This window comes from Rhodococcus quanlei, from assembly GCF_055231015.1.
Genome location: NZ_JBUYWD010000028.1, coordinates 22,305 through 43,265, shown reverse-complemented (window position 1 = coordinate 43,265; position 20,961 = coordinate 22,305). Strand labels below are relative to the sequence as shown.

The 20,961-nt window shown below is 64.7% G+C and carries 21 protein-coding genes; 10 read left to right on the top strand and 11 right to left on the bottom strand.

The genetic code is table 11. The features are described 5' to 3' along the window. Positions 1 to 6: 6 nt before the first annotated feature. Both ACZI8Q_RS19400 and ACZI8Q_RS19395 read right to left on the bottom strand, forming a co-directional pair. A complete protein-coding gene (locus ACZI8Q_RS19400; RefSeq protein WP_463375210.1) occupies positions 7 to 366 on the bottom strand; it encodes an NADH-quinone oxidoreductase subunit A in 360 nt (119 codons plus the stop codon). 142 nt (positions 367 to 508) lie between these two features. Next, positions 509 to 940, bottom strand: coding sequence for a hypothetical protein (locus ACZI8Q_RS19395; RefSeq protein WP_463375209.1), 432 nt, complete (start codon positions 938 to 940; stop codon positions 509 to 511). A gap of 133 nt (positions 941 to 1,073) precedes the next feature. Here ACZI8Q_RS19395 and entS point away from each other — a divergent pair, with 133 nt between their 5' ends. Further along, positions 1,074 to 2,336 (top strand): enterobactin transporter EntS, encoded by a 1,263-nt coding sequence (gene entS, locus ACZI8Q_RS19390; RefSeq protein ID WP_463375208.1) that lies wholly within the window; start codon positions 1,074 to 1,076, stop codon positions 2,334 to 2,336. 21 nt (positions 2,337 to 2,357) lie between these two features. Then, positions 2,358 to 3,470: an isochorismate synthase gene (locus ACZI8Q_RS19385; RefSeq protein WP_463375207.1), complete on the top strand. Its 1,113-nt coding sequence runs from the start codon at positions 2,358 to 2,360 to the stop codon at positions 3,468 to 3,470. A gap of 11 nt (positions 3,471 to 3,481) precedes the next feature. Here the strand turns inward: ACZI8Q_RS19385 and ACZI8Q_RS19380 are convergent, their stop codons facing one another. Further along, on the bottom strand, positions 3,482 to 4,120 hold the full coding sequence (locus tag ACZI8Q_RS19380) for a YdcF family protein (protein ID WP_463375206.1): 639 nt from the start codon (positions 4,118 to 4,120) through the stop codon (positions 3,482 to 3,484). Between the two features lie 157 nt (positions 4,121 to 4,277). Further along, positions 4,278 to 6,272 (bottom strand): CocE/NonD family hydrolase, encoded by a 1,995-nt coding sequence (locus ACZI8Q_RS19375; protein WP_463375205.1) that lies wholly within the window; start codon positions 6,270 to 6,272, stop codon positions 4,278 to 4,280. A gap of 560 nt (positions 6,273 to 6,832) precedes the next feature. Here ACZI8Q_RS19375 and ACZI8Q_RS19370 point away from each other — a divergent pair. From ACZI8Q_RS19370 to ACZI8Q_RS19360, 3 genes are all read left to right on the top strand, one after another. Beyond that, on the top strand, positions 6,833 to 7,873 hold the full coding sequence (locus ACZI8Q_RS19370) for an ATP-grasp domain-containing protein (RefSeq protein WP_463375232.1): 1,041 nt from the start codon (positions 6,833 to 6,835) through the stop codon (positions 7,871 to 7,873). 33 nt (positions 7,874 to 7,906) lie between these two features. Then, positions 7,907 to 9,931, top strand: a complete 2,025-nt coding sequence (locus tag ACZI8Q_RS19365) for a hypothetical protein (RefSeq protein WP_463375204.1) — start codon at positions 7,907 to 7,909, stop codon at positions 9,929 to 9,931. A gap of 132 nt (positions 9,932 to 10,063) precedes the next feature. Then, positions 10,064 to 10,519, top strand: a complete 456-nt coding sequence (locus ACZI8Q_RS19360; RefSeq protein ID WP_463375203.1) for an SRPBCC family protein — start codon at positions 10,064 to 10,066, stop codon at positions 10,517 to 10,519. Positions 10,520 to 10,534: 15 nt separating this feature from the next. Here the strand turns inward: ACZI8Q_RS19360 and ACZI8Q_RS19355 are convergent, their stop codons facing one another. Beyond that, positions 10,535 to 11,119: a helix-turn-helix domain-containing protein gene (locus tag ACZI8Q_RS19355; protein ID WP_463375202.1), complete on the bottom strand. Its 585-nt coding sequence runs from the start codon at positions 11,117 to 11,119 to the stop codon at positions 10,535 to 10,537. A 47-nt stretch (positions 11,120 to 11,166) separates the two neighbouring features. Between ACZI8Q_RS19355 and ACZI8Q_RS19350 the strand changes: the two genes are divergently transcribed. Next, a complete protein-coding gene (locus ACZI8Q_RS19350; RefSeq protein WP_463375201.1) occupies positions 11,167 to 12,024 on the top strand; it encodes a class I SAM-dependent methyltransferase in 858 nt (285 codons plus the stop codon). Here ACZI8Q_RS19350 and ACZI8Q_RS19345 read toward each other — a convergent pair whose 3' ends face one another. The 3 genes from ACZI8Q_RS19345 to ACZI8Q_RS19335 are packed head-to-tail and all read right to left on the bottom strand — an operon-like array spanning position 12,025 to position 14,765. Next, positions 12,025 to 12,870: a hypothetical protein gene (locus ACZI8Q_RS19345; protein ID WP_463375200.1), complete on the bottom strand. Its 846-nt coding sequence runs from the start codon at positions 12,868 to 12,870 to the stop codon at positions 12,025 to 12,027. It abuts the gene before it with no gap. Further along, positions 12,867 to 13,694: a MerR family transcriptional regulator gene (locus tag ACZI8Q_RS19340; protein WP_463375199.1), complete on the bottom strand. Its 828-nt coding sequence runs from the start codon at positions 13,692 to 13,694 to the stop codon at positions 12,867 to 12,869. Before ACZI8Q_RS19340 ends, ACZI8Q_RS19345 begins: the two co-directional genes overlap by 4 nt. A 39-nt stretch (positions 13,695 to 13,733) precedes the next feature. After that, complete coding sequence (locus ACZI8Q_RS19335) at positions 13,734 to 14,765, bottom strand: NADP-dependent oxidoreductase (RefSeq protein WP_463375198.1); 1,032 nt, start codon at positions 14,763 to 14,765, stop codon at positions 13,734 to 13,736. Positions 14,766 to 14,870: 105 nt separating this feature from the next. Here ACZI8Q_RS19335 and ACZI8Q_RS19330 point away from each other — a divergent pair, with 105 nt between their 5' ends. Genes ACZI8Q_RS19330 through ACZI8Q_RS19320 form a run of 3 tightly spaced genes read left to right on the top strand, consistent with a single transcriptional unit; the run spans position 14,871 to position 16,139 of the window. After that, complete coding sequence (locus ACZI8Q_RS19330; protein ID WP_463375197.1) at positions 14,871 to 15,200, top strand: TfoX/Sxy family protein; 330 nt, start codon at positions 14,871 to 14,873, stop codon at positions 15,198 to 15,200. A gap of 31 nt (positions 15,201 to 15,231) precedes the next feature. Next, on the top strand, positions 15,232 to 15,459 hold the full coding sequence (locus ACZI8Q_RS19325) for a hypothetical protein (RefSeq protein WP_463375196.1): 228 nt from the start codon (positions 15,232 to 15,234) through the stop codon (positions 15,457 to 15,459). A gap of 20 nt (positions 15,460 to 15,479) precedes the next feature. Beyond that, positions 15,480 to 16,139, top strand: coding sequence for a class I SAM-dependent methyltransferase (locus tag ACZI8Q_RS19320; protein ID WP_463375195.1), 660 nt, complete (start codon positions 15,480 to 15,482; stop codon positions 16,137 to 16,139). A 57-nt stretch (positions 16,140 to 16,196) separates the two neighbouring features. Here the strand turns inward: ACZI8Q_RS19320 and nagA are convergent, their stop codons facing one another. Both nagA and ACZI8Q_RS19310 read right to left on the bottom strand, forming a co-directional pair. Next, on the bottom strand, positions 16,197 to 17,405 hold the full coding sequence (gene nagA / locus ACZI8Q_RS19315) for an N-acetylglucosamine-6-phosphate deacetylase (protein WP_463375194.1): 1,209 nt from the start codon (positions 17,403 to 17,405) through the stop codon (positions 16,197 to 16,199). After that, positions 17,402 to 19,423, bottom strand: a complete 2,022-nt coding sequence (locus ACZI8Q_RS19310) for an SIS domain-containing protein (RefSeq protein WP_463375193.1) — start codon at positions 19,421 to 19,423, stop codon at positions 17,402 to 17,404. Before ACZI8Q_RS19310 ends, nagA begins: the two co-directional genes overlap by 4 nt. 80 nt (positions 19,424 to 19,503) lie before the next feature. Here ACZI8Q_RS19310 and ACZI8Q_RS19305 point away from each other — a divergent pair, with 80 nt between their 5' ends. Then, positions 19,504 to 20,214 (top strand): GntR family transcriptional regulator, encoded by a 711-nt coding sequence (locus ACZI8Q_RS19305; protein WP_463375192.1) that lies wholly within the window; start codon positions 19,504 to 19,506, stop codon positions 20,212 to 20,214. Between the two features lie 62 nt (positions 20,215 to 20,276). Here the strand turns inward: ACZI8Q_RS19305 and ACZI8Q_RS19300 are convergent, their stop codons facing one another. Beyond that, on the bottom strand, positions 20,277 to 20,882 hold the full coding sequence (locus ACZI8Q_RS19300; protein WP_463375191.1) for a TetR/AcrR family transcriptional regulator: 606 nt from the start codon (positions 20,880 to 20,882) through the stop codon (positions 20,277 to 20,279). Positions 20,883 to 20,961: the final 79 nt, after the last annotated feature.

Sequence of the window (20,961 nt, the reverse complement as noted above, 5' to 3'; positions counted from 1 at the left end):
GGAAAGCTAGTCCCAGGTCAGACCGCCCCGTCGCCATTCGTACGCATATGCCACAGAAACGTTGAAGACGAACAGCGCCATCGCCGCCAGACCGAACGTCCCGAGTGCGTCGAAATGCACCGCCCACGGATAGAGGAAGACGATCTCGATGTCGAAGATGATGAAGAGCATCGCGGTGAGGTAGTACTTCACCGGAAATCGCTGCCCGACGCCGGGCTGCGACATCGGGTCGATACCGCACTCGTATGCCTCGAGCTTTGCGCGGTTGTACCGCCTGGGCCCCACCAGCGACGCCACCAGCACCGAGAACACCGCGAACACGACGGCGATCGCACCGAGAACGAGAATCGGCACGTAGACGTTCATGTTCACCGCCCTCCTGTATGTGAGCTGCAACACACACAGTACAACCGAAATCCCCACAGTGTGAGTTGTCGACACGGGAGAATTCACCCTGCGAAAAGGGCCGCTCCGCGCCCTGTGAGCGGTTGACGAGTCTCTGGACTCCTCAACCACGCACAGAGAGGAGGAGGTCGACCACGACCTGACCAAGATGGATCGGATCGACCGGACGGGAAACCACCACATCAGCCCGTGACCAGGACGCGAGCCAAGCATCATCCTTGCGGCCCGTGATCACCAACAGGGGAGGACACTGCTCGATCTCGTCACGTAACTGCTTGGCGACCCCCATACCGCCGGCCGGCACGGCCTCACCGTCGAGGATCGCAAGATCGACGCCGCCGGCGTCGAGATGACGAGTCACCATCGGCGCCGTCGCCACCTCGAGGTACTCCAGATCGGGAATCCGCGAGTCGAGCCGCGTACCGAGACCGGTGACCACAGACGATCGCACTGTCTTGTCATCGCTGTAGACGAGTACACGCAGTGCAGGTCGGGCCGGTGAATCGCTGGCTACGTCGGCGCTCGAGTCGCTCACGTCGCCGATGCTACTAAACTCTCGGTGCGCACCAAGGGTTTCGACCCAGACGCACTCCTCGCCATCCTCGGAGCGAGTTCGCTAGGTTAGTGCAGCCTTAGCGTAGTCGTGGAATCGATATGAACGGATGGCGATGGCTGAACTGTCTCGGTATGCAATCGACCTGTCTCCGTTGCGAACCAGCCAGGAATTCAGATTCATCTTCGTTGCACGCACCATATCGATCTTCGGGCTCGGCTTACTGGTTGTCGCCGTCCCACTGCAGGTTTACGACATGACCGGGTCCACACTGGCGGTCGGCGGCGCCAGTATCGTGGTCGGCTCCGCGGTGTTCGTCGGAACCTTGTTCGGTGGCGTGATCGCAGACCGCTTCGACCGGCGCCCCGTCATCGCGATCGCTCGTGCAAGTGCCGGTGTCGCCTTCGCGATCCTTGCGGTCAACGCCTTCCTCCCCACCCCGCATCTCTGGGTCATCTATGCCGCGGGAGTCATCGAAGGTCTCGCCGGTGGCATATCGGCCACCGCGCTCATGGCCGTGATCCCGTCGCTGCTCCCCAAGGATAAGATGGCGGCCGCCGGGGCACTCATGACAGTGATGTCCGATCTCGGCACCGTCGCCTCACCCGCCATCGGCGGTGTCGTCATCGCCGCAACCTCCGTCGGCACCAACTACGTCCTCGCTGCTCTCTCGTCCGCACTCACCGCGTACTGCATCGCGCGACTGCCTTCGCTACCGCCGCAGGTCCGCAACACGGAGGGGCCGTTGCAGTCGATCGCCAGCGGATTCCGGTATGCCGCCCGAGACTCTGTGGTGGGCGGCACCCTACTCGTCGGCTTCTGCGCAATGATGCTCACCGGTTGGAACGTCCTGCTGCCCGCGTACGCCGCGGAAGTCCTCCATGCGGGAGCCGGCACCACCGGCCTGCTCTACAGCGCCCCCGCAGTCGGCGCCCTCGCCGGTTCGCTCACCAGTGGGTGGACCGGCACCGCACGTCGCGGCGGATTGGTGGTCATCCTCGCTGCCGTCGTGGCAGCCGCCGGCCTGGTCGGTGCCGGAACGGTTCCGGCGTTCGCCATGGCTTTTCTCGGTCTTGTCGCCCACGGTTTCGGCCGAGTGGTCGGCGACATCCTTCGGTACGCCGTCATCCAGACCGAAACCCCCGAGGAATACCGCGGTCGGATCGCAGGGGTTTGGGGCGCGCAGATCTCCACCGGTTCGGCGGCCGGCGCACTCGTCGCCGGTTCGATCGGCGCCGCCGTCGGACCGCGCGAAGCATTCCTGCTGTACGGCGCGGGCGGGATGGCGACGCTGATTGCCGCCGCATTCTTCCTGCACGGCCTGCGCACCTACGACCAAAGTTCGACTTCGGAGGCCCTCGACTCACGAACCCGCTGAAACTCGGATTAGCCTGACCCCATGTCCACCCCGATTGCTCGCCCCACCGGACCCGACTTCGTGTTGGCGCGTCCGGGCCGGGTGATCGAATCCTTTGGAACTCGCAAATCTTTCACGAACCCCCACACCGCAGCCGACGCAGTCCGGGCCGGCGAGGTGTCTGCCCTGGTCGGTGCGCTCGCTTTCGATCCGGCGCAGCCCTGTTCGCTGGCCGAGCCGCGCGAGTTGCGCCGCCAGAACACGCGCTGGACGCATGCGCCCGGCGCATCGGACACCCGAGGCGGCGCCGGTGCGGCGATTTTCGAGCCGGACGACGCCACGCACGCCCGCCGGGTCCGCGACCTTCTCAGGATCATCGACCAGGGGCGACTGGAGAAGATCGTGTTGTCACGCAAGGCCCTTGTGACATCTACCGACCCCCTCGATCCGCTCGAGGTTCTCGGACGGCTCGTGGACGCCGACCCCAATGGAAACGGATATCTCGTCGACCTGGGCGGCGACGTTCTCGTCGGCTCCAGCCCCGAGGTTCTGATTCGCCGGCACGGCACAACCGTGAGCTGTCACCCGCTTGCCGGATCGGCACGGCGCAACACCGATCCCGGGCGCGATGCCCGGATCGGCGCCGAACTTCTCGCCTCGACCAAAGACCGCCACGAGCACGCGTTCGTCGTCGAGTCGATTCGACATGCGCTCACACCGCTGTGCTCCGAACTCGACATTGCCGACGCCCCCACCCTGACCACGACCCCGCAACTGTGGCATCTGGGTACACCGGTCACCGGGGTACTGAGCGATCCACAGGTCACCGCACTCGACCTTGCGCTCGCAATCCACCCAACTCCGGCTGTGAACGGGACACCCTTCACCGACTCGCTGGAGGAGCTACGCCTGATCGAACCGGATCGCGGCTTCTACGCCGGCACCGTCGGCTGGTGCGACTCGAACGGTGACGGTGAATGGATCGTCGCCATCCGCTGCGCCCGGATCAGCGCCGACCGACGCTCTGCCACCGCATACGCCGGCGGTGGGATCGTGGCCGGGTCCGACCCGAATCGCGAGGTTGCGGAAACCCTCACCAAATTTCGCACCGTGCTCGCCGCCCTCGGATCGGACTCCTCGAACCTCGAGTGGTGACTGATCGCGAACTATCCGGAGATCACTCCGGCGATGGGGATTCGGCCGTCGACCGCGACGCGGAAATTTCTCATCGCACGTTCGACGTGATTGGTGCTCGACACGACCACCGCTGCCGTTGCCCCGCGGGCTGCCAGAATTCGGTTGGTGTTGTACGCATTCTCGAGAGTCGAACTCGAGTACCCTTCCTCGGTGATCCGGCCGGCCCATACTCCGTTGGCGACCAACCAGTCTCGCATCGCCCGAGCCTCCGTGATCCCGTTCTGTGGCACTCCACCGCTGGTGATGATCGGGGTGAAGGGATACTCCTGTGCGAGTTTCAATGCGACGTTCAACCGCTCCAGCAGCACCGGGGGCATCGAACCGTCGTCGTTCAGGCCCGCACCGAGCACAACGATGTTGGTGCCGAGCGGGTTCAGGTCGAGCACGATCGGTGCGCGTGGCGTCAATATCTCGGCAGCCGTACAGGCCGCGATGATTTCGTGGATGGACGTCTGACAACCGCCGACGGTGGACAAGACACCATTGATGACGGTGGTCGGTGTGATATCCGCCTGGGCGGCGGGAGGAAGCACCACCGACCCTGCAATCGTGGCGGACACGGCGGCCGCCACGCCCCAACCGGACAGATGCTTTCTCGTTGCCACCATGTGAGTTCCCCTCCGGGTGTCGGTTACATCACAAATGAGATCATGGATTTCGTTCCGGCATCACGATTCGTATAAATTCTCAGGTTTTCGATCTCGGGTCGATCACGGGCGGTGGTGCATCTCGGGGGTTGTCCTCACGTGCCCCCTCAGGACCTGCTCAGATCAGGGGCTTGTCACTGGGCAGGCTGATCCAGCTCGGTGCCGCCGGATCCAAGAGGATGTGCTCGGGAGCCAGCTGCGTGTCATGAGTTACCGGGCCGAGACTGATCGCACGAGAAGCATTGAAAGCGTAAACACTCAGACGCAACCGGTGCCCGGGTCGAAGGACCGCATCGGTGGCGAGTGCACCTACGTCGAGCGTGACCGGCTGACCCGGCGTCACCAACTCGCGCGTCGTCGCGTCGAGCATGTAATAAGGGTCCACGAGGTCACCGTTCGGTGCATACCCGGAACGCTCGGGCACGAGTTGATTGCGCAGCGACGCCGTCATCGACCCCGTGCTGATCACAGTCGACGTCCCATCCGGTGCAACGTCGCTGATCACCACGCTGTAGAAACCGTCCGGCTTGTCGAACACGGCATTGAGGTGAACATTGATGGGGCCGTTGATCGACACCGGCTCGCTCACTGTCGGCGACGTGAAGGTCAGCGCGTTCGATTCGGCGATTCGGTTGTCGGCCGCGCAGATGTCGAAGAGCACCAACAGTCCCGTGCTGTCCCGAACTGTGTCGTTCGAGCACAACGTGCTGATTCCGGGCGCAATGGTCCACTTCGCAGTCGTCGTGGGCGCCGCACCGGACAGCGTGCCGTCTGCGACGGCGTGGGGGGCGGTTCCGCTCGGTCGCGGGGCGAGGTATACCCGGCGGTGTTCCTGGTTGTCACGCGGGATGGTGGGCGACTGCACCCATCCGCCACCGATGGCATGGCTGGTCACGGGTGCGTACTGGTCGATGCCGTTGTCGATACCCTTGAGCCACTTGTCGAACCAGGCGCGTTGCAGCACGTCGATACGCGGTGGCTCACCCGGCCCACCCATGTCCGCGCCAGGCGTCACGTGGTAGCCGGTTCCCATGATGAGCTTCTTCTCGTCCGGTCCGAGACTGCTGAGCTGATCGAGCAGACGCCACTGCGCGTTGGTGAAGATATCGTGCCATCCACCTATCGCAAAGGTGGGCGTCGTGATAGCGGCAGTGTCGATCCGGAAATCCGCACGCATGTCGGACGATGCGGTCACCAACTCCTGTGCCTTCGGCGACGCTGCTTCCAGATCGGCGACGGTGATCGCATCGAAGATCTCCTGGAACATCACGGCCGGGTTCTCGAGACGAGACTGCAGCCATACCGGGTCGATATGGCCACGCAACAGATCGCTGACCCCCGGGACCATCTTCGCGCTGTTGACCCCCGCCAACCACATCGTCAAGAAGCCGACTCCGAGACCACCTCCCGGCGCGACGATATCCGGAATGAAGTCGGTCATCGGCTCTACCGCGAACAGTGCGTCGAGCCCTTCCGGGGTACGCGACGCGGCCTGAAGTTGGTTGATCGCCGAGTAGGAAACACCCGACATGCCGAGGTGGCCGTTCGACCACGGCTGCGTCCGCGCCCAGTCGAGCACCTCGATCGTGTCCAGTTGCTCGCGCTCGGTGAGCGTTTGCCACACACCCTGCGACGCACCCGTGCCGCGTACGTCGACGACAACTTGCACGTAGCCGCTCTTGATCAGATCACGGTCGACACCGAACGCGCCGATTCCGCCGCCCGCTATTGCGTCACGCAATTGATCGGCACCCGAGATCGGCGTGCCGGCGAAGTTGAGCGAGTTGATGAAGTCGAGTACGACCGGGGATACCCCGGGAATGTTCAGCGCCGCGTCCGCAATCGCGGACACCAATTTGTTGTACGGCGTCAGATTCACGATCACGGGGTGCTTGCCCGAGGTGGCCGCGCCATCCTCCTCGGCGGGCCGGTACACGTCGGCGCGCAGGACCACACCGTCGGACATCGGTATCTTCACCCCGCGCGTGACGGCGATACCGGGATAGTGCCCGGGACCGTCGTGCACCTGCGTCCACTGAGGCGGATTCAGGCCGATCTCCGCGGGCTGGGCGGACGCCGGCGCTGCTGTGGCGACCGCCAGCAACACGGCCACGAGCGAACAGGCAAGACTCGCTCCGAGTCGACGCACAATGTGTGATAAGACACCAAGCGCACTCGATGTTGCGTAGGTCATAGCGACGGACGCTAACACAACCCTTACCGCGCAGTAGCAACTGTCGACAATCACCGCGCCGATGCGCCCTGGGTGCGAGAACCAACCCCAGGGAGCCGCCCCGGCGCCCACCGGCAACCCCGGCATCCGCACGAGCGGTAGCCTTCGTTGGATGGATGCGGTGAAGATCGACGCGATCGAACGTCCCGCGTTATGAACGGTGCGCCGGTGACGCTCGGTCGACGTCTGCCCGCTCTTGCTTTGTGATGTGCCATTTCGAGAGGAGCAGAGAGTTGCCGGAATCGAAGCCCGATTCGAAAACCAGAGATCCCGAGAAGGGGTACGTAGCCCTTCTCGGTTGGAGCTTGAACGCCGTCGAGGCGATCGACCGCTTCGACAGGCGTTATCTCGTCGTCGCGCCTGACTGGGCCCAGGAGTACTGCGAGGAACATGGCATCCCCTATGTGCCGTGGAACTTCGAGCGGCTCAACGACCGCTCCATGGAGATCGCCGAGACCCTGAAGGAGAAGGGCGTCGACGTCGCGATCCCGCTGTTCGAGGAGACCGTCGAGTGGGCGGGCGCCATCAACTCAGTCCTCCTCGACAATCCGCGGCTGTTCGGTCAGGCACTGCTGCTCCGCGACAAAGCTCTGATGAAGCGTCGCGCCCAGTTGGGCGGCATCCGCGTGGGCATCTTCGAGGAAGCGCACGAACGAGACGACATCGTCCGTTTCCTCAAGCGTGTCAACCAGACACTGCTCAAGCTGGACGGCGACCCGAACGATCCGATCCACCTCAAGGCCTTCGACAAGGCCGGTTGCCTGGGTCACCGCGTGATCCGAACTCCGGACGAGGTCGACACCATCCCCGACGAAGAGTTCCCCGTCCTGATGGAGTCGCATCTCGACGGCTGGGAGTTCGCGGTCGAGGCGTGGGTCCACAACGGCAAGATCCGCTTCCTCAACATCTCCGAATACGTCACCCTCGGCTACTCGGTGTTCGTTCCGGCCACCCCGGAACTCGAGAAGTACCGGCCGGAAATCACCCGGCAGATCGAAAAGCTGATCAAGACGTTCGAGATCGACTTCGGGTTCGTCCATCCCGAATACTTCGTCACCAGCGACGGCGAAATGTACTTCGGCGAGGTCGCTTACCGTCCACCGGGTTTCAAGGTGTTCGAATTGCTCGAGCGCGCCTACGGCTTCAACGCCTACCAGGCACTCGTCCTGGCATTCGACCCCAAAACCACGGAAGACGAGATCGAGGCGTTCTTCCCGAAGGAAGTGGTCGACGCGAAGGGCCACGCCGGTTGCTTCGGTGTCTACCCGCGCCGGCGTGTGGTGAGCGAGCTGTCGATGCCGGAGGAGACCGAGGATCACGAGTACTTCGAATCTCATGAGCTGACAGCTCCTTTGGAGGAGACCGTCACCAAACGGACCGCCTTCGGCACCCATTGGGGTTTGCTGTATTTCTTCGGCGACGACCCCTACGTCATGCGTGATCTCTTGAAACAACAGGAAGAACTCGACTTCTACGTCTAACGACCAGGTCGGTTCATACGTGAGGATCCCCGGTTGACCAGCAGCGACACCAACAACAGCGACACGGACAGCACAACCCGAGTGCTGGACAAACGTCTGGCCGGTCTCGACGACGCCACCCAGGCGCTGGCCGCCACCAGTGATTTCGGTAAGCAGGTCAAACTGCGACCGGTCCTGGACGCGCTGCGGCTCGTTCTGTTGCAGCCGGGTGGGGCTGCCGCGATTCGGCCGCGGGTACACGAGGTCGAAGCTGCTGGTCTGTTCGAGGGAACCGACTGGGCGACACCGCACATCCTCATCCCTTCCCTGAGTACGGGCGCACTACGCAGTCCGAACGCGGACACTGTGGTGCTGGAAGCCGTCAGCGAGCTTCGCCTGCTGGCGGTCGCCAAGGGCGAGTTCGTGCACGAGTTGATCTCGGCGGAAGATGCCGGCCACCACCTGTCTCAGGTCCTCGCCATCAACATGTCGCTGTTGTTCACGGCGCCGAGTGAGGCGGAGCGTGAACAACAGGGACGGATGGCGCAGGTGACCCGGTCGCTGTTCCGGTATCTCGGCGAGAGCGTCGGTTACGAGAACATCCTCGACAACCTCATCGAGGAGATCTGGCGCATTCTTCGGCAGCGGCCGATCCAGGTCGATCAGGTCAAGCGGATGATCACGCAGATCTCGATCTACCGCAGCGACCCGAACGTCGACCTCGGGTCCAGCGGGGTCGGCGCAGACCGTCTGATCAGCAGCTTGTTCGGTACCACCGACGCCTGCCGTGAAGATCCCGGGGTCGGCGTGTACCTCAGTCGCATCGAGGCGATGGACGACAGCGGTTTGCAGTACGAGGCGGCCGGTTTCGCACGCGCGATGCACGACACCGGCCTCGTGTCGCCTTACCACGCGGTGCTGCTGCGGTATCTGGGGGAAAAGGCCGAATACCTCTACCTCGTCGGCGAGGCCCTCGGACTCTCGAGCACCGGACGTGATTGTCTTCTGCGCTACCACGATCTGGTTCGGAATCTCATCGACGAAGCCGTCCACGTGGAGACCGCACAGTGCATTTACGGTCTCGCTCTTATGCTCGAGCGCGGCATTCTCTATCAGCCGCCGGTGGCCCCTTCCATGTGGCGTCAGCTCGCGCAGCCGCTGTCCGAGTACTCGCGGGCGCGGTTGGCCGAAGCCTTCGGACCCGAACCTGGTCCGCGGGCGTGGCTGTTGTCGGGATTGCTGTCCGTACTGGGCCAGCCGCTCGGAATCGGACAGGGCGACAACCCCACGTGCCAATCTGCGCGGGCGTTGTCGATGTGGTCCTACAACGATCCCGACTATCTGATGCAGACCCTGGTGTGGGCGGCCCGAGACGACGAAATCGTCATGCACTTCGAGGGTCTGCCCATTTCGTCGAACGAAAGCGAATCGGGTGTAGCCGTCACCCCGCCGATCGGCCTCGACCCGGTTTCGCTGCTGGTCGTTCCGCACCTGGACCGCATCTACGCGGAGATGGGGCGACGGTGCGTCGGCCGCGAAGGCGACCCGCACCGGTGGGTCAACCCCGAATTCCACGGCTGGTGGTCGGGGCGCGGCTTCCGCATCAACGTGGACGTGCCGACCGGGAAGCTCACGGATCTCGAAGAATTCCTCCGGCACTTCTACGCCAGCTATCACCCGCATTACAACGGCAACCAACCGTTGATCCACCCCCAGCCCGCCGGTGTCGCCGTCACCGACAGCGCAGCCCGGTTCGTCGGCTGGCACGCCATCACCGTCCTGCGGGTGAGCCTCGACCCACAAGAAGAGATGCGGGTGTACTTCTACAACCCCAACAACGACAGCGGGCAGGACTGGGGCGACGGCGTCGTCGTCAGCACGGCAGGTTGCGGTGAACGTTTCGGCGAGGCGTCGCTTCCGTTCGAACAGTTCGCGTCCCGGCTGTACATCTTCCACTTCGACCCCCTCGAGCCGGGTGAACTGGCACGGGTCACCCGGGACGAACTCGATCGTGTGAAGGGCTACATCCAGCGCAGTTGGGGCGCCGACAGAATGGGCGAGGTCCCCCCTCCCCTGTGAGTGGTTAACGAGTTCCTGGACTCCTTTGCCACGCACAGAAGTAATGGTGACAGCGGGTTCTCCCAGGGAGGATGATTGACGTGGCGCGGCCAATTCCGGCCGATTCAGCCACTATCCAAAGAGATGATCATCATGCCTGTCGTCGAACAGTCAGTCGTCGTTGCCCGTCCGACATCGGAAGTCTGGGACTTCCTGGTCGATGCGACGAACTGGCCCACATGGGAATCCTCGATGGTCGAATGCGAGCAGGTGAGTGAGGGAGAGCTCAGCTTGGGCACTCATTGGCGCGGCGTGACCCGAATTCTGGGTAAGAAGTTTCGGTGGGAGACCGAATTCGTCGAGTTCGAGCCTGAAAAGCGAACCGTGGCCAAGTCCGTCGAAGGCAGCGAACTCGGTTTCGCGGCCACAATGCGCCTCGAGAAGGTGGACGGCGAAGGCAGCACCCTGATGACCTACCGGGTCGACGCCGACACCGGCCTCGGCGGAGTCTTCGGCAAACTCGCCGATCCTATCGTCGCAAAGGCCTATTCACGCACGGTGAGAGGTGGTCTGGACAACCTCGCCGACCTGCTCACAACTGACAGCTGAACACATGTAGCACGATCAGCGGGAGCTCTCCGGATGCAGGTGAGCGCGCTTCCCGTCGTGGTCGTATGCGGTAAGGATCTCCACAGGACCGTCGTGGGCACCAACGGCGTGCGGAATCATCGTGGAGAACTCGGCAGCATGGCCGGCCTCAATGAGAACGGTTCGCTCGCCGAGTTGCAATCGGGCGGTTCCGGAGAGAACCGTGAACCATTCGTGTCCGGGATGTACGCCGAGCTTCGAAATATCCACGGGCTCCGTCACAGTCGTGATCCGCATCTTGGCCACCGTGACACCGTTCGGGCTGCCTTCGCGGGTGAGCGTCCACACCGTCACACCCTCCCGGGTATCAGGTTCGGGCCGGATCACCACGTCGTCATCGCTGACGGCTTCGACCAACTGATCGAGCGTCGTTCCCAACGCCTTGGCTATCGGCACCAACTGGTCGAGGGCGATACGTCTGTGTCCGGATTCGATCCGGCTGAGTGTCGACGGGCTCAGATAACAGCGAGCAGCGAGTACGTCGAGTGACCACCCCCGCGCAGCCCGCAGGCCCTTGATCCGCTGCCGAACCACTCGATCGAAATCAACATCTTGCGTCATACGCGAGACTGTATGCCACAACAGCAAAGTAGCGCTACTGTTGGGGCATGAATCACTCTCACCGCCATCACGACCACCCCCGGGTCAGCCACCAACACAACAAACATCGCGACACTGCCGACCTGCTCGATCTGGACGCCGAGGTGCTGAAGACCTTCATCGGCGAGGTGCTCGATTGGGTGGCCCCGCTTGCCGGCGCCCCTCGAACAATTGTGGATCTCGGGTCGGGAACGGGAACTTGGACCCTCGCCCTGGCCCAGCGCTTCGCCGACGCGGCGGTGACAGCAGTCGACGTCTCAGAAGACATGCTCACCCGAGCGCGCACCAAAGCAGACGAACGAGGCGTCGGCGATCGGGTACACACCGTCCTAACCGACCTCGAGACTGGGCTTCTCGACATCCATGCCGACATGTTTTTCGCAGCGCTGTCCCTTCACGAGGTGACCGAAAAGGATCAGGTCCTGCGCGACGTGTTCGCGGCGACCACACCCGGCGGTGTGTTCGCAATCATCGAGATGCAGGCTCCTCCCACTTTCCTGCCCGAGGACATCGGCGTGGGCCGACCGGGTCTCGAACTCCGCATCCGCAAAGCCGTGGAGGCCGCACGCAAGGGCGTCTCCCTGCACCCCCACTGGGGGCCTCGACTGGAAGCGGCCGGATTCGAATCCGTCGGAGAACGATCTTTCGATATCGATCCGGCGCCCCCATATCCCGAATCTGTCGCCCGGTACGCCGATACCTACCTTCGCCGCGTTCGCCCCGGACTCGACGCCGCGTTGGGCACAGAAGACCTGAACGCTCTGGACACGCTATTGGCTGACGGACCGCACGGCCTGCGACACCGACAGGACTTCGAGGTGCGCGGTTCCAGAACGGTGTGGGTGGTGCGGCGGCCAAAGGAGTAGTCAGGATTCGGATGATGCCAAGGTGCGCTTGATATCTCGCACCGCCGCAACCATTCGCTCCGGCTCGTCCACGCACACATTGACAGCATCGACATCGCCTGCGTGGCGCCACGCAGGAACAATCGATGCGATCTCGGCAGCGACCGGCTCCGTGAGAACGAATTCCACGTTCGTTCCGTCCTGATTGGGCAGGTGCAGGCGAGGTCCGTCGATGGCGGGGGCGGTTGGTGAGGGCCTACGGCGTGCGGTCACCGTCAGATGCTCGTCGATGGGGATCTCGGCGACGATTCGTCCGGACTGGCGGAGTACCAGGGTGTTTCCGGTCAGGTAGTGCGGATGGACGAGATCCGTTGCGACGAATGCAAACACGAAGGCCAGACCCCAGACGGACATGATCGCCATCACCACGCTCAGCCACAGCCAGGGAATGATCAGATGCAGTACCGCAATCTCGATCGCGGTCGCGACAGCGAAGGCGGTAGGAATAGTCAGGGCTCCGGACGACGACGTGAACGCAGCATCGCCGGGGCAGTCCTTCTTGCCACGGAACAACATCCAGAGCGACCGGTAGGCACGCAGTTCCGTCTCTGCGAAGCGGTACAGCGGCGACTCCGCCATCACAGCCACGAGCGCGGTGCGGGTCGGCAGGTCGCGTCTTCGCGCCAACATACACATCCGAAACGCGAAGAGCGCCAACGTGACCACCAGCAGCGGTATCTCGACTGCGAGCCACAACATCACCGCAGTCCGTGGCGTGATCACGCCGGTCGCCACGAGGACGATGTCGACCACGACCACGATCACGGTGAGCACCTGGGCAGCTCCGGCGAGCAGACGAGTGTTCATCGCAATTCCGTTCCACGCTCGGCCAGAATATCCACGGCGCGGAGCACGGCCGCGCGTTGTGCCGCATCAGGAATCACGTCTTCGACCGCGAGATCCGTCACTCCGGCATCGAAGGCGCCCGTGGATTCGTCGAACGGCGGGAGCTCATCACCGAGGTGCCCGGCCAAATCGTGCGCCAGTGTTTCGATGTCGGACTCCGCGCGGTCGACGGACCTACCTTCCAGTCGTCCCCATGCGCGCATGATGCGCCGGTAGTCCTGTATCTTGTCCGGGCTGTCCAACATCTGACGCAGCCACTGGAAGAGCTCGTCCGGAGCATTACCCGAAATGGCGAGCACCTCGAGGAAGTCGCGTTCCCTCTCCAACGTGCGCAGTTCTGTGTCGTCGGTCGCCTCCGCACGAATCCGGTCGAAGGTCGCAATGAACTCCTCCGGTAGCGCGGTCAACGGACTGTCCTGTTCGGCGGCATCAAGCATCCGGGTCAGTCGGCGATGCTTGCGCGTCAACTGAGCGAGGTCGTGTTCGCAGGCAGAGACGAGAGCACGCAGATCTGCTCGTACGTCCGCGGCGTCGACAGACGAGTGTTCGGTGCCCTGGACTTCGGCGCCCTGGTTCTCGTCGACCAGAACGGCCGCCACCGACCCGAGCGGTATTCCGTTGTCGGCCAGCCAACGAATACGCATCAGCCTCGCGAGGTCTGCCAGCACGTAATCGCGGTATCCGTTGCTGAGCCGCGCCGGTTCGGCCAACAGTCCGAGCCGGTGGTAATGCCGCACTGCCCGCGGGGTGGTCCCTGCTGCCCGAGCAACCTCACCTATTCGCATGCGTCAAGTGTCAACTATGACGCTGCGTCAAGGTCAAGGTCAGGCGACTCGGACGACGAGTTTGCCGAAGTTGCGCCCGGCGAGCAGGCCCATGAAGGCTTCGGGTGCGTTTTCGATTCCGTCGACGATGTCTTCCTTGTAGGCGATCTTTCCCTCGCCGATCCACTGCGTGACGTCTCGGTGGAAGTCGTCCTGCATGGTCGGGACGAATTCTTGCTGGATGAACCCACGGATGGTCAGACTCTTGACCAGGACTGATCCGAAGAATCCGGGTAGGCGGTCCGGCCCGTCGGGTGCTTCCGTTGTGTTGTATTGAGCGACCAAGCCGCACACCGGAACTCGGGCGAAGGTGTTGAGCAGTGGAAGCACGGCCGACGCCACGGCTCCGCCGACGTTCTCGAAGTAGACGTCGATTCCGTCCGGCACTGCTGCTTTCAGGTCCTCGACGAAGGTGGGAGAGCGGTGATCGACGACGGCGTCGAATCCGAGTTCGTCACGGACGTGGGCACATTTGGCGGGACCGCCCGCGATACCCACGGCGCGAGCGCCCTTGATCTTCGCGATCTGACCGACGGCGGAACCGACCGGCCCGCTGGCAGCCGCGACCACAACAGTCTCGCCGGGTTGCGGCTGTCCGATGCGGAGCAAGCCCGAATATGCGGTGAAACCGGGCATCCCGAGCACACCGAGTGCGGTGGACAGCGGCGCGGCCGAGGCATCGAGTTTGCGAACGTGATTGCCGTTCTCGACGGCATGAGTTCGCCACCCGGAGTAGGAGAGCACGTGGTCACCCGGTGACAATTTCGGATGCCGTGACTCGATCACCTCGGCCACGGTGCCGCCGACCATCACGTCGTCGATCTCGACCGGGTCGGCGTACGACTTGACGGTGCTCATCCGTCCGCGCATATACGGGTCGAGCGACAAGTACAGGACACGGAGCAGCACCTGGCCGTCACCGGGCTGCGGCACATCCACGGTCTCGACACGGAAGTTGTCGACCGTCGGTTCGCCGTCCGGCCTGGACGCGAGAACGATCTGTGTGCTTCGAACAGTGTCGCTTGCGCTCATACTCCACCTGCCATCCGCTCGATTTCGTCCCCCTGCGAAATCCTACGCAGGATCATCGAAGCGATCCGGCGTGTTGCTCAGGAAGAGCCTCTACGCTGGTATTTCGTGGCCTACGACGAGGATCTGGCGAATCGCATCCGAGAGTTGCTCAGCGGGCAAGAGTGCATCACCGAGAAGGCGATGTTCGGGGGACTGGCGTTCATGGTCGACGGGAAGATGGCGGTTGCAGCCGGCAAAGGTGACATCCTGGTGCGAATCGATCCTGCCGACTTGGACGAACTCATGTCCACGACGGAAGCGGATGTGGCGACCATGGGCCAACGCGAAATGCACGGATGGGTAACCGTCGAGCCCGAACATCTGCGCACCGAGGAGCAACTGTCCGCCTGGGTGCAGCGGGGCGTCGCCTACGCGCGGAGTCTGACCGCCAAGTGACAGATGGCCGGATTTCGTGTGTCCTGGTGCCATGACATTCAGTAGCGGATTCGGAGCGATCGACCGGACTCAGATCATCCAACAGGCCGGTGAGCTGAACGCTCTCGCGGAACCGAAGGGCCTCGTCGTGAACACCAAGAACATAGCGGACTTCGTTCTGTTCAACGTCCGATCGAAGACCGATCCCGACGACAACGGTCGCGCGTTCTCCTACGAGGAGGCCAAGGCGTACATCGTCGACGCGTCCGACACCGACTGATCGGGCGTACGGTCGAAGGCATGGCCGACGACGAGGTTGCTCCCTGGGACGCCATCTACCGCGGCGATGCCGCCGAATTCGAGGGTCCTGTCCCGTGGAACATCGGCGAACCGCAGCCGGAGATCGCCGCGTTGATCGAACAAGGCAAGTTTCGTAGCGAGGTGCTCGACGCCGGCTGTGGGCACGCCGAGACGTCGCTGCATCTCGCCGCGCGGGGGTACACCGTCGTCGGCTTGGACCTGTCACCGACTGCGATTGCAGCAGCTCGACAGGCTGCACACGACCGTGGTCTCACCGGCACGACGTTCGAGGTTGCCGATATCAGCGCGTTCACCGGTTTCGATGGCCGCTTTCGGACGATCGTGGACAGCACCCTGTTCCATTCTCTTCCCGTCGATCGACGACGCGGTTACCTCGAGTCCGTTTCCCGTGCGGCCGCCCCCGGCGCGTCGTACTACGTCCTGGTGTTCGCCCGGGGCGCGTTCCCCGAGGGCGAGGGGCCGAACGCGGTGACCGAGGACGAACTACGGGAGACGGTCTCCGAGTTCTGGACGGTCGACACCATTCGGCCCGCGTTCATCCACGCTCTGATGACTCCTCCCGAAGGATCGGACCTGCAGATCGACGACGCCGGACGAACCATGCTTCCAGCGTTCCTGCTGTCCGCACACCTGGGGTGACATCGCCGGCACCCGATCGTGCTGGACGTCCAGAAGAACCCTGTTCACGAACGGTGGCTACAGGACACGATGAGAAGCTGGGGTTGCGTCCGGCTCGGATTCCCACCGGCCGGCCACGAGTACCCCGCGCACTGCCAGATCAGCATCCAACACCACCAGGTCCGCCTTCCGTCCGGCCGCCAGGACGCCGATGTCGTCGCGGCCGAGCAGCGCGGCGGGCGTCGCAGTGGCGGCGGTGACCGCCTGACGCAGGTCCAGTCCCACCGGTCCCACGCAGTACCGGACCGCTTCGCCGAGGGTAAGTGTGCTGCCTGCGATGGTGCACGAACCCGCGACAAACGGGTGCCCATCGCGCATGTGAACGGCGAGCCCACCGAGCGCATAGGTCCCGTCGGGCCGGCCCGCCGCTGAGATCGCGTCGCTCACCAGCACCTGCTGCGCGGGATTGCCTGCGAGCTGGCGCACCATCGCAGGATGGACGTGGCGCCCGTCGGCGATGATCTCGACGAACACCTCCGCCCGTTCCATCAACGCCACCGCCGGGCCCGGCTCACGGTGGTGGATGGGCCGCATCGCGTTGAACACGTGCGTTCCGATGCTCGCCCCCGCGTCCACTGCCGCGACCGTCTGGTCGTACGTGGCAGACGTGTGTCCCACTGCCACGCGTACACCCGCGTCCGCGATCCGGCGCACCGCTTCGATGCCACCGGACAGCTCGGGCGCGAGGGTGACCGTTGCCAGGGTTCCGGCACCGGCCTCGAGCAATCGATCCACGTCCTCGGGCCTCGGCCGCGACAGGGCCTTCGGCACATGGGCGCCGCGATGCTCGGGCGAGAGCCACGGGCCTTCCAGGTGGATTCCGGCGAGCTCGCCGCGCCGCACCAGGGCGCCGAGCTCGTCCATCTGACGTTCCAGCGCATCCACCTGGTCCGACACCAGACTGGCCACCAGAGTCGTGGTCCCGTGCCGACGGTGGAACGCCGCTGCCACACGGGCGTCGTCGGCGCCCGCGTCGAAGGCCCCGCCGCCGCCCCCGTGCACGTGGGTGTCGACGAAGCCCGGCACCACCGTGGCGCCGCGCGCGTCGAAGTCCGGAGCCGCGGGCGCATCGCCCTGGCCGACACGGGTGATCACGTCGCCACGCCAGGCGACCCACCCTGGCTCGAGCACCAGGTGCGGCGTGACGATCCGGGCACCGGCCAGGATCTGTTCCTTCTCCTCGCCGCCGACATCCGTACCGGGCCGAGTGGTGTCCGCGGTACTCACCTCGTCTTCGTGATCTTGTTGAGGCCGCGCGGTGTGTCCGGGTCCAGCCCTCGGGCCAACGCGAGTTCGCATGCCAGTCGCTGCAGCGGGATGATCTGTGTGATCGCCGCGAGATCCTCCGGTAGGCCCTCGCCCGCCGGTACGAGAGCCCCGTCGAAGCCGTCCGGTCGGTGCGACGCGACCACCACCAGGTCGGCGTCCGCAGCACGCAAACCGTCCAAGACCGGAAGCAGCGAGGCGCCCGCCGGGCCTTCGGGCACTATTGCGAACACCGGGTCGCCAGGGTTGACCGCACCGATCGGGCCGTGCAGCAGGTCCGCGCCCGAGAAGCCCTGGGCGGCCAGGTGCGCGGTCTCGACGAACTTGAGCGCGCCCTCGAGTGCGGTGGGATACGAGTACCCCCTGCCGGCGAGGAGGAGACGCTTCGCGTCGTTCAATCGGGTTACGAGATCGTCCGCGATCGGCGCTGCGACGGCCGCCGCGGCGCGCTCCGGCAGATCCGCCGCGCCCGCGCCGTCACGACCGGCCATTGCCTCGACCATCAGCCAACATGCCAACAGTTCACTGGTGTAGGACTTGGTCGAGGGCACCGCCCGCTCGGGCCCTGCCTCGATGTCGAGGGACAGGTGCACGGCCGCGGCCAGGTCGGAGTCGGGTGCGTTCGTCAACGCCACGGTGAACGCCCCCGACTCACGTGCGCTGCGCGTGGCCTCCACCAGATCCGTCGATCCGCCCGACTGGCTGATCGCGATCCACAGCGCCCCCTCCAAGCTGAGCGTGCGCTGGTACACCGTGAAGACCGACGGCGAGGCCAATGCGACGACGATTCCCAACTTCACCTCGAGTAGGTGCTTGAGATAGATGGCAGCGTGGTCGCTCGTGCCGCGGGCAGCAATGACGGCGAACGGCCTGCGTGAGACGTCGATCGCATCGGCCGCGCGGGCGAACGCGCCGCTGCCGGCCTGGCGGAGCAGGAGCGAAAGCCGTTGCGGCTGTTCGGCGATCTCGGTCGCCATCGCCGTCGCCGGTGCGCTGTGCATCGAGGTGTTGTCACTGGTCATGGTTCCGCCTTCGGTTCGCGTGTCGTTGTACTTCCCGTTCCACTCGTTCTCGGACCGTGTCGCCGCACCTTCGCGCAGCAACCGCTCTGCCAAACGCACCGCCCCCTGCACGGGGGATCGTTCGAGCACGCGCACCGGACCCAGCCCGGCCGCGGTGAGACCGCCGGCGACCGCGTTCGCCAGTGCCGGGCTGTGACGCAGCACGCCGCCCGCCAAGAGCACCGGTCCACCGACCCCGGATACCTCGTAGATGCGTTCGGCAATCCGCACCAGCGCACGCGCGGCCGTGTCCACGACCGCTCGCGCTGCGGAATCTCCGGACTCCGCCAGCGTCAGCACCGGTTCGGAAAGGCCTGCCCAGTACGCTCTGTCCGGCCGCGCATGAACAAGCCGTGGCAGGGCCCGGGCGTCGTCGAGGCCGGTGTATTCCAGGACGGCCGCGGCCAAGGCGTCCGGTGGCAATGCACGGTCAACCCTGTCGAGCACTGCCCGGACGGCATCCAGGGCGATCGCGTAGCCGCCGCCCTCATCGCCGAGTCGGGGCCCCCAACCGCCTGCCCGGAAGGCCCTGCCCTCGGTGTCCCGACTGCACGCAACCGAACCGGTACCGGCGACGAGCACGATCCCGGACTCCTCGTCGGCCGCGGCAAGCACCAACTCGGCGTCGTGCAGTACTCGCACCGGGACACCTGGGAAGGACTGCTCGACCACCGCCTGCAGTTCCGCGCGGGATGTGTCGTCGTCCACGCCCGCGGACCCAGCGCACACGGCCGCGACCTGGCCCGGTTCCACCCGCGCAGCCAATGCCGCGAAGACCTCACGTGCACCGTCGACACCCACCGAATTGAGGCCTGCCGAGGGCATGCGGACCGAATCGACGACCCGTCCACCGTCCGCGACCAGCATGCGCGTGGTGGAACCACCGATGTCGATACCGAGCACCGCAGTACGTTTCACAGCCCAGCCTTTCGAATGGTCTACACCTTTCACGAGATTGGCATAGACCATTCGAGGCGTCAAGGTCTACACTGCCAGCCGTGGACAACGAGCACATCGGCCCCCGCTACTACGTGGTCAAACAAGCCCTCGTAGAACGCATCGCCGATCTCGATCCCCACACGCCTATCTCCACCGAACGGGCGTTGGCCACAGAGTTCGGTACGTCGCGTACCACCGTTCGGCAGGCGGTGACCGAACTCGTGGCCGAGGGCAGGCTCGTGCGGATCCAGGGCAGCGGCACCTTCGTCGCCCCACCCAAACACACCTACGTTCGACAACTGACCTCGTTCTCCCAGGACGCGAAAGCGCAGGGACGGCACGCGCGCTCACGGATCATCGCGATCGACCGGGTCACCGCCGACGCCGACGCACGAGTGACGATGGAACTGGCGGCGCGGGAGAAGGTGTGGCGCATCGAGCGGGTACGCCTGCTCGACGACGTCCCGCACGCGCACGAGATCGCGCTCGTGGCCGGGCACTTCCCGCGACTGCCCTCGCTCGTCACCGAGAACTCGTCGCTGTACGAGATTCTCGCCGAGCGTTTCGGCGTTCGCATCGTCGAGGCCGAGGACGCCGTGGAGACCGCATTGGCCGGCCCCGGCGAGGCCGCCACGCTGGGCATCGACGTGGGCGCCCCACTGCTCCTGGTCCAGCGCCTCGCCATCGACGATCACGGTCGGCGTGTGGAGTTCACGCGTTCCCGGTTCCGCGGCGATCGCGCGCGATTCGTGGCACGGCTGCGGCTGTAGCGCCGAACACGGTCCCCCCGAATCCGGACGGCCGACAGGCCCGGTGATGTCGAAGGCTCCCGTCAGCCGGGCGGTGGGTTCACCTCGGCACGTCGGGGCAGGCTCTCGAGCAGGTACCGGACCGCGACCCAGTCGTCACTGCTTTCGGTCAGATCCTGGTCGGTCGAGCCCGACTCGGCGGATCGCAGGTGCCGCAGCCTGATGCCGTCGAGGACCAACCCTACGAGGCTCGAGACATGGTCGGGCTCCGCGAACTCGCGTTCGATCTGCGGACGCAGCCGCGCGAGGGTGCGTTCGTTGCGCCGCACGAAGTAGTCGTGGGCAGGATGTCCCGGATCCAGCGCCTCGGCTTCGAGCGCATCGAAGCCCCCCGCATCGGCGGGGCGTGCGGCGTAGTACTCGCGCGCCATGTCGAACAACTCGAGCAGCGGCAGGCCGTCGGCACCGTCGAAGATGACGGCGAGATCCACTTCGTCGCGGCGATCGAGTACCGCCTCGAGTAGCGAGCGCATGTCGGAGAAGTAGTGCATCAGGCCGGGGGCGGACATCCCGCATCGCCGCGCGATCTCACGGAGACTCAATGCGCGGTAGCCGTCGCCGGCAATCGCGACCTGCGTCGTCTCGATGATCTCGGCTCGCCGCGCTTCGGGACTCAGTCGTCGTGCCACGGAGCTGGCTCCCTTTCTTGACTTTCGCAACTTCGCTCGTAGAGTGACCCTATCTTACGGCTGTAATATATCGACGAGA